Here is a 13,131-nt window from a genome sequence, read left to right on the forward strand (position 1 = left end):
TGACCATGCCAGAGACCAACGCAACTGTTGAAGAACTGATCTCCCGCTCCAACCGCCTCGGTGCGGATAAGCGGAACACCAACTTCGCCGGCGGCAACACCTCCGCCAAGGGCACTGAGAAGGATCCGGTGACGGGTCAGGACGTAGAGCTTCTTTGGGTCAAGGGCTCCGGCGGCGACCTCGGCACCCTGAAGGCGGAGAACCTCGCAGTACTCCGGCTGGACCGGCTGCAGGCGCTCAAGTCCGTTTACCCCGGCGTCGAGCGTGAAGACGAGATGGTGGCCGCGTTCGACTACTGCCTGCACGGCAAGGGCGGCGCTGCGCCATCCATCGATACCGCCATGCACGGCCTCGTCGATGCTGCGCACGTTGACCACCTGCACCCGGACTCGGGCATCGCCATAGCTACCGCGGTGGACGGCGAAGCGCTGACCTCCAAGGTCTTCGGCGACAGAGTGGTCTGGGTTCCCTGGCGCCGTCCCGGTTTCCAGCTCGGCTTGGACATCGCGGCGATCAAGGAAGCCAACCCGCAGGCCATCGGCACCATCCTGGGTGGCCACGGCATCACGGCGTGGGGCGCCACCAGCGAAGAAGCCGAAAGGAACTCGCTCTGGATCATTGACCAGGCCGAGGCGTACATCAGGGACAACGGCAAGGCCGAGCCCTTCGGCGCCGCGCTCCCCGGCTACAGCGCCCTCCCGGAGGCTGAGCGTAAAGCCAAGGCAGCCGCCCTGGCTCCCGTGATCCGCGGCCTGGCCTCCACGGACAAACCGCAGCTGGGGCACTTCAGCGATGACGCCGTCGTCCTTGAATTCCTTGCTTCGGAAGAGCACCCGCGCCTCGGCGCTTTGGGTACGTCCTGCCCGGACCACTTCCTGCGCACCAAGGTCAAGCCGCTGGTCCTGGACCTGCCGGCCGACGCCCCGCTGGAACAGGCAGTCAACCGCTTGAAGGAACTGCACGCGGCCTACCGCGAGGATTACCAGGCCTACTACGACCGCCACGCCGACGAGAACAGCCCGGCATTGCGCGGCGCTGACCCGGCCATCGTGCTGGTCCCGGGCGTGGGCATGTTCTCCTTCGGCAAGGACAAGCAGACCGCCCGCGTGGCCGGCGAGTTCTACCTCAATGCCATCAACGTCATGCGCGGCGCCGAAGCCATCTCCACCTACGCCCCGATCGAAGAATCCGAGAAATTCCGCATCGAGTACTGGGCGCTGGAAGAAGCCAAGCTCGCCCGCATGCCGAAGCCGAAGTCGCACGCCACCCGCATCGCACTGGTGACCGGTGCGGCGTCGGGCATTGGCAAGGCGATCGCCACGCGTTTGGCGTCCGACGGCGCGTGCGTAGTGATTGCCGACCTGAACCTTGAGAACGCACAAAAGGTCGCCGAGGAACTGGGCGGTACCGACGTCGCCATCGGCGTCCAGGCTGACGTCACCGACGAAGCCCAGATCGCCGCTGCCATCCAGGAAGCCGTGCTCGCGTTCGGCGGCCTGGACCTGGTGGTCAACAATGCCGGCTTGTCCATCTCCAAGCCGTTGTTGGAAACCACGGAAAAGGACTGGGACCTGCAGCACAACGTCATGGCCAAGGGCTCGTTCCTGGTCTCCAAGGCCGCGGCCAAGGTCATGATCGATCAGGGTTTGGGCGGAGACATCATCTACATCTCCTCCAAGAATTCGGTCTTCGCCGGCCCGAACAACATCGCGTACTCCGCCACCAAGGCGGACCAGGCGCATCAGGTCCGCCTCCTCGCCGCTGAACTGGGCGAGTACGGTGTCCGCGTCAACGGCATCAACCCCGACGGCGTGGTCCGCGGCTCCGGCATCTTCGCCGGCGGATGGGGCGCCAAGCGCGCAGCCGTGTACGGCGTGGACGAGCAGGAACTGGGCAAGTACTACGCCCAGCGCACGCTCCTCAAGCGCGAAGTCCTCCCGGAGCATGTGGCCAACGCGGCGTCCGTGCTGACCAGCAACGAACTCTCGCACACCACCGGCCTCCACATCCCCGTGGACGCCGGCGTCGCGGCAGCATTCCTCCGCTAGGACTGACAGTGAACAACGGAACCACCGCAGGCACCGTCCCGGCACGCGCCGGGGCGGTGTCCGGCCCCAACGCAGCGTTCGCCGCCATCGACATCGGAGCGTCCTCCGGCCGTGTCATGCTGGGCCGCGTCTCACCTGAAGCCGGGGTGTCCCTCGAGACGATCCACCGCTTCCCCAACGGCGTCATAGAGCTCGACGGCGGCCTCCACTGGGATTTCGACGCCCTGTTCGCGGAGGTACTCAAGGGCTTGGCGGCTGCCGCTGCGGTGGCGCGTGGGAACGGCGAGCGCATCGTGAGCATCGGCATCGACACGTGGGCGGTGGACTACGGCTTGGTGAACGACGCCGGCGACCTCACTTCGGTGCCGTTCAGCTACCGGGACGAGCGCAGCCGGGCCACCGTGCAGCGGGTGCACTCAACAATTTCTCCTGAAACTTTGTACGCCACCACGGGCCTGCAGTTCCTGCAGTTCAACACCCTGTACCAGCTCGCAGCGGAGCCGAACCTTGACGGTGTGCAGGCCCTGCTGATTCCGGACCTGATCGCTTTCCTGCTGACAGGTGAGCGCCGGACGGAATCCACCAATGCTTCCACCACCGGCCTGTTCGATGCCGTGGGCGGCGAGTGTGCAACCGAGTTCCTGGACGCTTTGGGGCTGCCCCGGAACATCTTCCCTGAGCTCATCCAGCCGGGGGAAACCGTGGGCACACTGTTGCCCGGGATCCTTGAGCAGACGGGGCTCCCAGCGGACACCACAGTTGTTGCCGTGGGTTCGCACGACACCGCCTCGGCCGTGGCAGCGGTACCAGCTGAGCATGAAGACTTTGCCTACGTCTCCTCGGGGACGTGGTCCCTCGTAGGCGTGGAACTGGACAAACCCGTCCTCACAGAATCCAGCCGCCAAGCAAACTTCACCAACGAACGCGGCGTGGACGGCTCCATCCGGTACCTCCGCAACGTGGGTGGTCTGTGGCTCCTCAGTGAATGCCAGCGTTCGTGGGCAGCGGAAGGCTACACTCAGGCACTCCCGGCGCTGCTGGACTCGGCGGCCGCACTTCCCGCCGGTGGTCCGCAGATCAATGCCGATGATCCTGCGTTCACTGCCCCGGACAACATGCCGGACCGTATCCGCGCAGCCGTGCGCAACACCGGCGCGGTGCTCCCGGACCGACCTGCCGCCGTCGTGCGGTGCATCATGGACAGCCTCGCCGCCGGGTACGCCCGAACGCTGGCCGACGCCGAGCGCCTTACGGGCCGCAGCACCAGCGTGGTGCACATTGTGGGCGGGGGTTCGCAAAACCGGCTCCTGTGCCAACTGACCGCGGACGCCACGGGAAAGCCCGTAATTGCAGGACCCGTTGAGGCGACAGCTCAGGGCAATGTCCTGGTCCAAGCGCGCGCTGCCCGAGTGGTGGCCGGCGGGCTGGCCGGGCTGCGGCAGCTGGTGGTGGCAGGCACGAGCCTGGAACGCTACGAGCCGGCTGAACGTCTGGTACGTCACAGCGCAGGATGAGGGTGCCGCGCTAAACTGATCGCATTATGATCCGCACAATGTTCAAGTCCAAGATCCACCGCGCAACGGTGACCCACGCCGACCTCCACTACGTCGGTTCGGTCACTGTCGACCTGGACCTCCTGGACGCGGCCGACATCCTCCCCGGCGAACTCGTCTCCATTGTGGACGTCACCAACGGCGCCAGGCTGGAGACGTACACGATTGCCGGCGAGCGCGGTTCCGGCGTAATCGGCATCAATGGCGCGGCGGCCCACATGGTCCATGTTGGCGACACCGTCATCCTGATCACCTACGCCGAAATGACCACGGAGGAAGCCAGGACTTACGAGCCCCGGGTGGTCCACGTGGGCAAGGACAACACGATCCTGCAGCTCGGCAACGACCCCGCAGAGGGGCACACTCCCGGGCTGATGCGCCCGCCGCACGCCCTGAGCAACGCGGCGCACCTCAGCTAAGGTTCCACAACAACGCGCCAGAAGGTCGCCTGTTCTTCAACAGCTCCAGTGTCCGCATGACGGAACTCTCGCGAGAAAACGCTTACTCGCGGCGAGGCATTGGCTAGGCTGTTGTTCGTGATCCAACGATTCCCCTTCGGCGCAGCCTCGTGATCGGCGTACTGCAGGGGTTCTTCGTAGTGTGGGCCATCATCCTGGTGGGCATGTTTGTTGGACGGCGCAACATCCTGGGCGAAAACGCCCGGTCGGTCCTGAGTTCACTGACGTTCTTCGTGGCAAGTCCTGCCCTGCTGTTCGAAACCTTGAGCAAGGCCAAGCTCCATGACGTCTTTGCCGCCCCGCTCCTGGTCACCGCCGTGGGTGCCATCCTCACCGGTTTGTTGTTCTTCCTGATCGTAAAGTTTTGGCTCAAACGGGCCATGCCGGAAGCCCTGATGTCCTCCATGAGCGCATCGCTGGCCAACTCCGCCAACCTGGGCATCCCCATCGCTGTGTTTGTCCTGGGCGATGCGAGCTACGTGGCGCCGTTGTTGATCTTCCAACTGGCGTTCTTTACTCCGATGTACTTGATGGCCCTGGACGCCAGTACCAGTTCGCATCGCACCACTCCCCTGCGCTTCCTGCTGATGATCGTGAGGAACCCCATGATCGTGGGCTCGGCGCTCGGCCTGCTTGTGGCCGGGACCGGATTCCAAGTGCCGACGCTGATCCTGGAGCCCATCCACCTGATCGGCGGAGCAGCGATTCCGGCCATGCTGATGGCGTTCGGCATGAGCCTCAATGGCTCCAAACCCCTGCAGAAGGACGCCGGGCGGAGACTGGACACCTTGTTGGCCAGTGGCTTCAAACTGATTGTGCACCCGTTGATCGCGTACCTGTTCGCCCGCTTCGCCCTGGGGATGGACGGGCACGCGCTGTTCGCTGTGGTGGTGACATCCGCATTGCCCACGGCCCAGAATGTATTTGTCGCGGCCAACCGCTACCAGGCCGGTATCACCGTAGCCAAGGACACCGTCCTCATCACCACCATCGTGGCCGTGCCGGCCATGATCGCGGTGGCGCTGCTGCTCGCCTAACCGCACCTGCACCCTACTTGGGTTACTCCACGTCCGCGCTGGCCAGATAGTGGTCCAGGAGCTGCGCACAGCGAATAAAGCCCAGGTGCGAGTACGCCTGGGGATGGTTGCCCAAGTGTGTTTCGGTGCCGGGATCGTACTCTTCGGGCAGCAGGCCCGTGGGGCCAAACAGCGCCACCAATTGGTTAAACAACTCCAGCGCATCGTCCAGGCGTCCCACTGCCAGATACGCCTCGATCAGCCAGGTAGTGCAGATGTGGAAGCCGCCCTCCAAACCCGGCAAGCCGTCGTCGTACCTGTAACGGAAAACGGTGGGCCCCACGCGAAGTTCGCGTTCAACGGCAGTCACGGTATCCAGGAAACGCTGGTCTTGGGCGTCCAGCAGGCCGGACAATCCGATGTGCAGGACGGCGGCATCGAGGTCCGGACTGTCGTAGGCCACGGTGTAGGAAGCGGCGGACTCATCCCACCCTTCGTGCAGGACTTCCGTGCGGATGGTGTCCGCGGTAGGTGACCAGTCCGCATGAGGAACCCGGCCATGCAAAGCGGCAGCCCGGAGCGCCCGATCCAGCGTCATCCAGCACATGACCTTGGTGTACACGTGGTGCCGCGGAGGCCGGCGGGCTTCCCAAATCCCGTGGTCGGGCTCGTGCCAGCGGGCCAGCACGGCATGCGCCATCTGCTCCATGAGGAACCAGTGCTGGTCCGGGAGGAATCCGCGCCGCTCGGCAAGATCGTGGATCAGCTCGGCGATGGGCCCGAACACGTCCAATTGCACCTGGTGGTCCGCGGCGTTGCCGATCCGCACCGGCCGCGATCCCGCATACCCGGGAAGGCTCTCCACAATGGCCTCCGTGGACAGCGGCGCGCCCGTCACCGAATAGAGGGGGTGCAGCCATTCCGGTCCCGGCGCGTTCTCCAGAATCCGGCCCAGCCACCCCAGGAAACCGTCGGCTTCTTCCGTGGATCCCAACGACACCAGCGAATTCACCGTCATGGACCCGTCCCGCAGCCAGCAATACCGGTAATCCCAGTTACGCGTGCCGCCGATGCCTTCAGGCAGGGACGTGGTGGGCGCGGCGAGGACGGCACCGGTGGGCTCGTGGACCAGCGACTTCAGCACCAGCGCGGAGCGCCGCACCAGCGAGGTCTTGATGGTGGGCACCTGCAGCGCCTTGACCCACTCACGTGCTGCCAGCCCGACGGCGGCACGCCGGTGAGGTTCGCCGGCCGGGTCTGCGGGTGGCGGCTCAGTGTCACCGCAGCGCATATTCAGCACTACGGGACCATCACCCAATGCGACCTCTGCCGTTGCCGTGGCGTACTTGGCGTCGCTGGTGATGGTGAAAACAACGCCCGGCGCCGAGAGGATGATGGGATCCGATGTCCCGATGATGTGGACCTCATCGCCGCGGATCTCCATGTTGAACGGCGCATTGGCGTAGTCAGGCCTTGGCGCGAACACTACACGCGCGTTACCCGTCCCGGACAGGACACGGACCAGGCTGGTGATGCCCTCGGGTGCGGGCTCCAGATAGTCAGTCACCGTGACATCGGCCCAGCGGGTTTCCACGATCATGGTGTTTTCCACGTAACGCTGGGCCAGTACCGGCGATGGCTTTACGGGCTCAATGCTGAAGTGGCCGGCGGGATCACCGCCCAGGATGTGGGCAAAAAGCGAGCCGGAATCCGGTAGGGGGTGGCTCATCCAACAGACCTTTGCATCCGGGGTGAGCAGCGCTGTGGAACTTCCGTTGCCGATCATCGAATGCCGTTCCAGGCCTACCGCGTCTTCGCCAAAGAGCCACGCCCGGCGCAGTTCGAACAACAAAGCCAGCACGTGTGCAAAGGCTTCCGGGTCCGGAATGGTGTGTCCCGCCGTCGTATCCCCCGGTCCGACGTGCAGGCCAAGGTCCGGTCCACGCAGGGTGGCGAGCGCCTTTTCATCGCTCTCGGCGTCACCTGCGTACAGAGCGGCGCTGACGCCAAGCCTCGCACGGAGCTGTTCCAGGGCTTGGCCCTTGGCCGGTTCTTCGACGGTCAGGTCCAGCACCGTTCCGTCAATGATGAAGTAGAGCCCGAACTCGATGGCGATCTTCTGCGAAGCGAAGACCACCCTGTCCACCACTTCGGGTGTCGCCGGCCGGGTGTGCACCGCGACACCCACCGGCTTGCGGACAACGCTGATGCCCTTTTCGAAACCGACGGCTTCCGTCAGCGCGGTGGCCACCTGCTGAAGCAACTGTTCCGTGGCGAGGGAGAGCGTGTAGGCATAGCCCATGTCGAACTCCACCCCGTGCGACCCCACCAGGTGGACCTCCGCCGGCAGCCGGGACACTGCGGCCAGATCCCTGAGGGACCGGCCGGAAATGATGGCCGTGTGGGTGTTCGGCAGCGCAGCCAGCGCGCGGAGCGCCACGGCTGCGCTGTCCAGGGGCAAGGTCTCCGTGGATACGCCCTCCGCCGAGCAGAGGGTGCCGCCGTAGTTGCAGGCCACCAGCAAACCAGGAACCCGGGCAAGGACCCTCAGCTCCGCGAATAACTGCGGGCTGATGCCGTTCTCCGCGTCGGATTGGAGCACAGTCCGGAGCAGGCCAAGCGGGAGCGATTTCATCAGCAGCGCGGAATCGGCAACTGATTGATTCAAGTGCGTGGGCATGGCAGATCCTTCCGGGGCGGATACCTACAGTGTCTGCCCGGACGGTTTCGCTTGACTACCTAGTAGATTGCAAACGCGTAAAGCTTTTCCTTGGATTTATGCGGGAACCAGGCCCGCGACCTCGGCCACCAGTTCCACGGACCGCAAGCGCTCTTCGGTGCCGACGCTCTGGTGCGCCACGATCAGCTCGTCGGCATCAGCGAACGCCGCAAACTCGTCCAGGTAATCGCGCACCACGTCCTTGGTTCCCACAGCTGAGAACTTCATCATCTGGGCGATGTGCTGGCCCTGCGGGGAGTCGAGCACCATGTCCGCTTCGTCGTCCGTGAACTCGCGGCCACCACCAAAGAACAATGAAACGCGGGCACGCTTCACAGCAAGGTGGATGGCCTGGGCCTCGGCGTTGGAATCCGCTGCAGTAGCGTTGACGCCCGCGATGACATGGGGCTCCGACAACTGCTCTGAGGGCGTGAACTCGCGCCGGTAGAGGGCAACTGCATCCTGCAGGGCAGCCGGCGCAAAGTGTGAAGCAAACGCATAGGGAAGGCCCAACTGAGCGGCCAACTGGGCGCCGAACAGCGATGAACCCAGGATGTAGAGCGGCACGTTGGTGCCCTTGCCCGGCGTCGCTTCGACACCTTGGATACGGGTGGGTCCGGTGAGGTAGCCCTGAAGTTCCAGGACGTCCTGCGGGAACCTGTCAGAGGATGTGTGGTCGCGGCGCAGTGCCCGCATGGTGTTCTGGTCGCTGCCCGGTGCGCGGCCCAGTCCGAGGTCGATCCGCCCCGGGTGCAGCGTCTCCAGCGTGCCGAACTGCTCTGCGATGGTCAGCGGTGAATGGTTGGGCAGCATGACGCCGCCCGCCCCCAGGCGAATGGTGTTGGTGTGGGCGGCGACGTGGGCGATCAAAACGCTCGTGGCCGAGGAAGCGATCGCGGACATGTTGTGGTGCTCGGCATACCAGACCCGCCGGTAGCCCAGCTCTTCGGCCTTCTGCGCCATGGCCACGCTGCCCGCGAGGCTTTCCGCCACCGTCTGGCCCTTGCCGATGGTTGCCAGGTCGAGGATGGAAAGAGGAACAGTCACGGGAAGGCCTTTCGGTTTGTTGGCGGTGCCTGCTTTGGTTGCCTGGCACTTAAGCGACAACGACGGCGGCACCCGGCTTATTTCTGTGAGTTGCGTCGCGCGCTGGTTTCCACCCGCTGTCGGGAGGCTTTTGTGACCCCGTTCGACGCCCGATTAACCGCCATGAACCCCTGTATCCCAGCGTTTCAGAGCACTTTGACCTGTATCAGTGGGCTGCCGGATAGTTGCAGCCACAAGTACGCATCAGACTTCCCAAAGAGGGCATACCAAGGAGAACCAATGGCACGTTTTGCAGCCAAGACCGGCGTCACCGCGGCGCTGGCCGCCACCGCTTTGCTCGGGCTCGCGGCCTGCTCGGACCCGGGTGCGACGGCGGCGACAGGGGCGTCCGCTCCGGCGTCGAACGCCTCCTCAAGCACCAAAGAGTTCAACCTGACCCCGCAGCAGGACCGCATCAAGGTGACGGTGGACTCCGCCGCGGCTGCCTTGGTTCCGGACGCCATCAAGGCCGACGGCAAGCTGACCGTGGTGACCACCGGCGGCACTCCCCCGTTGAGCACCTTCGCCACAGACAACAAGACCCTGATCGGCAGCGAAGTGGACATCGCTTATGCCGTGGGTGAGAGTTTGGGGCTGCAGGTTGAGGTTCTTCCCGTGGCCTGGGCTGACTGGCCGCTGGGCGTCGAGTCAGGCAAGTACGAGGCTGTGCTTTCCAACGTGACCGTCACCGAGGCCCGCAAGGAGAAGTTCGACTTTGCCACCTACCGCAACGACCTCTTGGGCTTCTATGCCAAGTCCGACGCCGACATCTCTCCCATCAAGGAACCCAAGGACGTAGCCGGCAAGCGCATCATCGTCGGCTCGGGCACCAACCAGGAAGCCATCCTGGTCCGCTGGGATGAGGAGAACAAGAAGAACGGCTTGAAGCCCGTTGAGTTCCAGTATTACGACGACGACTCCGCCTCCCAGCTCGCCCTCCAGTCAGGCCGTGCGGATCTCACGTTCGGGCCCAACGCTTCGGCAGCTTACAAGGCAGCCAAGGATGGCAAGACCAAGGAAGTGGGCACCCTCGAAGGTGGTTGGCCGCTGAAGGCCGAAATCGCCTTCACTACCCAGAAGGGCAACGGCTTGGCCGTGGCTGCCCAGGCCGCGCTTAACACCCTCATCAAGGACGGCAACTACGGCAAGATCCTGGACCGCTGGGGTCTCTCTTCGGAGGCCATTCCCGCGTCCGAACTGAACCCGGCAGGCCTGCCCAAAAAGTAGGAACCGCTATGGCAGGGCAGACCTGCCGACGCCGAATCCCCGCCGGACATCACCGGCGGGGATTCTTTGCGCCTCTGACCCAAGTAGGTGACAGCACATGTCGCAATGACCGCTCAGTGGAGCGTTTGCTGTGACCCAGTTGGGTGCCGTTAGAAGTGGGCGGGGTCCGTGTTGGCGCCGCACAGGATCACTGCCACGGTTTCGCCCGCCCGAGGGGTGTAGGCGCCGGACAGCAACGCAGCGTAGGCTGCGGCAGCGCCGTGTTCCACCACTATTCTGTGCTTCTCCCAAAGCGCACGACGCGCCTGGATGATGTCCTCGTCCGTGACCAGGACGCTCTCGACACCCGTGCGGCGGGCAACTCCAAAGCCGATCCCACCAATCCGCCGGGCTCCCAAGGAGTCCGCGGCGATCCCGGAGACAGCCACATCCACGGGCTCACCCTTGGCCAACGCCGTGTGCAAAGTTGGAACAGTTTCAGGTTCGACCCCCACAACGTGCGCCCTGCCCTCTGCCGCGGCCGCAATGCCGCCCATCAATCCGCCGCCGCCAACAGCAACGAGGATGGTGTCGACGTCGGGCAGTTCATCCAGCAGTTCAAGCCCCACTCCACCGGCGCCGGCCACGATCTCCGGCTGGTCGTAGGCGTGGCAGTAGACCGCACCCTTCTCCTCGGCGAAGCGCACGGCAGCCGCATAGGCTTCGGCGTACTCAGCCCCGCCCTGGACCACGGTGGCGCCAATGGCATAGAGCTTGTGGACTTTGTTCGCCGGCGCGGACTCCGGGACGAACACCGTTGCCGGGACTCCGAGTTTGGCTGCCGCGTACGCGTTGGCCAGGCCTGCGTTGCCGCCGGACGCCACCACGACGCCGGCTGTCGGGTCCAGCTCGCCGTTCTCCTTCGCTGTGAGGAGCCGGTTGAAGGCACCCCGTGCTTTGAACGAGCCCGTGTGCTGCATGTATTCGCATTTGAACCACAGGTGGTACGGCTCTTGGTCGCCGCTCTCGGCGAGGGGCGTGTGGCGGACCCAGCCCGCTGTCCGTGAGTACGCTGCTTCTACTTCTTCGCGTGTGACCATCGTGGCTGCACCTTTCCGTCCGTTTCATCCTATGGTTTGCGCGGGTGTGCTGGGTCCGGCGGAATAGGCTTGTTCCATGCCTGCCGATTTTGCCCTCCGTCCTGCCGTTGCCTCGGATGCTGCCTGGATAGCGGAACTGCGCGCTGTGGTGATGCGCCCGGACCTTGAACGCTTGGACCGTTTCGATCCCGTCCGTGTGCGCGAGCGGTTCCTGAACGGTTTCCAGCCGGAGTACACCTACATCATCCATACCGACGGCGTGGATGCCGGTGTCATTGCCGTTCGTCCGGAGCCCGACGCGAGGTGGATCGAGCATTTCTATGTTGCTCCCACCCATCAAGGCAGGGGCCTGGGCGGTGCCGTGCTGCGTCACGTCATGGCTGCCTCCGTTGACGAACGCCCGTTCCGTTTGAACGTGCTTCAGGGCAGCGCCGCCCGCCACTTGTATGAGCGGCATGGTTTCATGCTGGAATCCGAGGATCCGATCGACGTCTTCATGGTGGCCCCGAATCCCCACGCCTCCTGACCGCCGGCCGCCCATGCGGTAGCCTCAGCACAAACGTCAATGCAGGCTTCCGGGGGGAACATCATGGGGAACGTTCGAGCACGCACCACACGGCTTTCAACGCTTTCAGCGATAGCTTTGGCAGCTGGACTTTTGGTCGCGGGGGCACCGCCTGCCACTGCGGACAACCAACCGACGCCAATCATCGACGGCGCCCCGTACGTGGGTGCCGAGCTGCGCCGACAGTACGACTACAGCTATTGGGGCTGCAGGAATCCGGACGGTGGGGGCGACGCCATTACTTTGGAGTGGTTGCGCGACGGCGAGACGCTTCCGGAGGAACGGCAAGGGGAAACCTTGCGGATCCTCCCAGAGGACCAAGGAAGCCGCATTTCGATGCGGGTACATCCCTTGACACCCGGGAACCAAGGCTGCCCCACCGGCACGCAACTGAGCGCGGAATCCCTGCCCGTGAAAGCCTCCAGCCGGGCCATGGGGTGGACCGGCAGGGGCAACTTTGAGCCCCTCGCCCGGACCAACGACGGCAGGCTCATCCTTTACCCACGGACCTACACGTACTACAAAGGCATGTGCGAGGGCCCTTGCCCTGCGTATTGGGGTTCATGGGACGAACCCCGGCAGGTAGGGCAAGGATGGAACGTCTTTGACATCGTCTTCTCCCCCGGCGATTTTGACGGCGACGGCTTCAACGACCTCCTCGGCCGGGACGCCGCAGGCAAACTCTTCCTCTACCCCGGCGATGGTGAGGGTGGTTGGCTTGATCGCGAGCAGGTAGGCCAGGGCTGGAACGTCTTCAATGCCATCGTGGGCCCGGGCGACTTCAATGGCGACGGCACCAACGATGTGCTGGCACGCGATGCAGCAGGTGGCCTTTTCCTTTACCCCGGCGATGGAGACGGCGGCTGGCTCAACCCCGAGCAGGTGGGGTGGGGCTGGCAGGTCATGAACAAGATCATCACCGGTGGCGATATGAACGCCGATGGTGCCGTGGATATTTTCGGTCGCGACCAGTATGGCCAGCTGCACCAGTACCCCTCCGACGGCCATGGCGGCTGGGAGGAACCTGCGCAGGTTGGCGTCGGGTGGGAGTCGTTCTCCCAAGTGGCCGGACTCGGCAGTTCCGGCCACTCGAAATACAACGAGCTCTCTGCCGTAGACGCCAACGGCAACCTTCTCAGTTACCTTACCGGCGCATCAAGCACAGGGCTGTATGGCCCGTATGGTCCCATCGGCCAGGGTTGGAACGTCTTCAAGGAACTGCTCTAAAGCGGCTGCCCCAACACCGTCAACTGCAGGCTGACGGTCCCGCGCGAACCGTCGACGACGGCGGCATCCGGCCCGCCGCCGTCGGGCGCTCTGCCGTGCTGGTCCGGTGTGAAACCAAACCAGCGCCGGCAGAGCTGCAACAGTCGGCCCATG

Annotated in this window: 11 protein-coding genes; 7 read left to right on the forward strand and 4 right to left on the reverse strand. The window is 64.5% G+C overall.

The features are described from left to right. Positions 1–5: 5 nt before the first annotated feature. From ABQM86_RS19140 to ABQM86_RS19155, 4 genes are all read left to right on the forward strand, one after another. Positions 6–2,048 (forward strand): bifunctional aldolase/short-chain dehydrogenase, encoded by a 2,043-nt coding sequence (locus tag ABQM86_RS19140; protein WP_369746693.1) that lies wholly within the window; start codon positions 6–8, stop codon positions 2,046–2,048. Between the two features lie 8 nt (positions 2,049–2,056). After that, positions 2,057–3,562 carry a rhamnulokinase family protein gene (locus ABQM86_RS19145; RefSeq protein ID WP_369745302.1) on the forward strand — a complete coding sequence of 502 codons (1,506 nt, stop codon included), beginning with the start codon at positions 2,057–2,059 and terminating at the stop codon, positions 3,560–3,562. 26 nt (positions 3,563–3,588) lie between these two features. Next, positions 3,589–4,020 (forward strand): aspartate 1-decarboxylase, encoded by a 432-nt coding sequence (panD, locus tag ABQM86_RS19150; protein WP_207595209.1) that lies wholly within the window; start codon positions 3,589–3,591, stop codon positions 4,018–4,020. Between the two features lie 149 nt (positions 4,021–4,169). Further along, positions 4,170–5,096 (forward strand): AEC family transporter, encoded by a 927-nt coding sequence (locus tag ABQM86_RS19155; protein WP_369745303.1) that lies wholly within the window; start codon positions 4,170–4,172, stop codon positions 5,094–5,096. A 22-nt stretch (positions 5,097–5,118) separates the two neighbouring features. Here ABQM86_RS19155 and ABQM86_RS19160 read toward each other — a convergent pair whose 3' ends face one another. After that, positions 5,119–7,755, reverse strand: coding sequence for a trehalase-like domain-containing protein (locus ABQM86_RS19160; RefSeq protein WP_369745304.1), 2,637 nt, complete (start codon positions 7,753–7,755; stop codon positions 5,119–5,121). 96 nt (positions 7,756–7,851) lie between these two features. Next, positions 7,852–8,841, reverse strand: coding sequence for an LLM class flavin-dependent oxidoreductase (locus ABQM86_RS19165; RefSeq protein ID WP_207595212.1), 990 nt, complete (start codon positions 8,839–8,841; stop codon positions 7,852–7,854). Between the two features lie 279 nt (positions 8,842–9,120). Here ABQM86_RS19165 and ABQM86_RS19170 point away from each other — a divergent pair, with 279 nt between their 5' ends. After that, positions 9,121–10,107 carry an ABC transporter substrate-binding protein gene (locus ABQM86_RS19170; protein WP_207595213.1) on the forward strand — a complete coding sequence of 329 codons (987 nt, stop codon included), beginning with the start codon at positions 9,121–9,123 and terminating at the stop codon, positions 10,105–10,107. Between the two features lie 149 nt (positions 10,108–10,256). Here ABQM86_RS19170 and ABQM86_RS19175 read toward each other — a convergent pair whose 3' ends face one another. Beyond that, positions 10,257–11,186 carry a threonine/serine dehydratase gene (locus ABQM86_RS19175; protein WP_207595214.1) on the reverse strand — a complete coding sequence of 310 codons (930 nt, stop codon included), beginning with the start codon at positions 11,184–11,186 and terminating at the stop codon, positions 10,257–10,259. Between the two features lie 76 nt (positions 11,187–11,262). Between ABQM86_RS19175 and ABQM86_RS19180 the strand changes: the two genes are divergently transcribed. Together ABQM86_RS19180 and ABQM86_RS19185 are read left to right on the forward strand one after the other, a co-directional pair. Beyond that, positions 11,263–11,712, forward strand: a complete 450-nt coding sequence (locus ABQM86_RS19180) for a GNAT family N-acetyltransferase (RefSeq protein WP_369745305.1) — start codon at positions 11,263–11,265, stop codon at positions 11,710–11,712. A gap of 63 nt (positions 11,713–11,775) precedes the next feature. Further along, positions 11,776–12,978, forward strand: a complete 1,203-nt coding sequence (locus ABQM86_RS19185; RefSeq protein ID WP_369745306.1) for an FG-GAP repeat domain-containing protein — start codon at positions 11,776–11,778, stop codon at positions 12,976–12,978. Here the strand turns inward: ABQM86_RS19185 and ABQM86_RS19190 are convergent. Then, complete coding sequence (locus ABQM86_RS19190; RefSeq protein WP_280624112.1) at positions 12,975–13,130, reverse strand: hypothetical protein; 156 nt, start codon at positions 13,128–13,130, stop codon at positions 12,975–12,977. The genes ABQM86_RS19185 and ABQM86_RS19190 overlap by 4 nt on opposite strands. Position 13,131 lies beyond the last annotated feature (1 nt).

Origin of the sequence: Paenarthrobacter sp. AMU7, assembly GCF_041200195.1 — a bacterium.
GTDB lineage: Bacteria > Actinomycetota > Actinomycetes > Actinomycetales > Micrococcaceae > Arthrobacter.

Bases quoted from the DNA above. Each gene is read 5' to 3' on its own strand.
- ABQM86_RS19140 (WP_369746693.1), top strand. From the start codon at position 6: ATGCCAGAGACCAACGCAACTGTTGAAGAACTGATCTCCCGCTCCAAC.
- panD (WP_207595209.1), top strand. From the start codon at position 3,589: ATGATCCGCACAATGTTCAAGTCCAAGATCCACCGCGCAACGGTGACC.
- ABQM86_RS19160 (WP_369745304.1), bottom strand. From the start codon at position 7,755: ATGCCCACGCACTTGAATCAATCAGTTGCCGATTCCGCGCTGCTGATG.
- ABQM86_RS19170 (WP_207595213.1), top strand. From the start codon at position 9,121: ATGGCACGTTTTGCAGCCAAGACCGGCGTCACCGCGGCGCTGGCCGCC.
- ABQM86_RS19175 (WP_207595214.1), bottom strand. From the start codon at position 11,186: ATGGTCACACGCGAAGAAGTAGAAGCAGCGTACTCACGGACAGCGGGC.
- ABQM86_RS19180 (WP_369745305.1), top strand. From the start codon at position 11,263: ATGCCTGCCGATTTTGCCCTCCGTCCTGCCGTTGCCTCGGATGCTGCC.
- ABQM86_RS19185 (WP_369745306.1), top strand. From the start codon at position 11,776: ATGGGGAACGTTCGAGCACGCACCACACGGCTTTCAACGCTTTCAGCG.
- ABQM86_RS19190 (WP_280624112.1), bottom strand. From the start codon at position 13,130: ATGGGCCGACTGTTGCAGCTCTGCCGGCGCTGGTTTGGTTTCACACCG.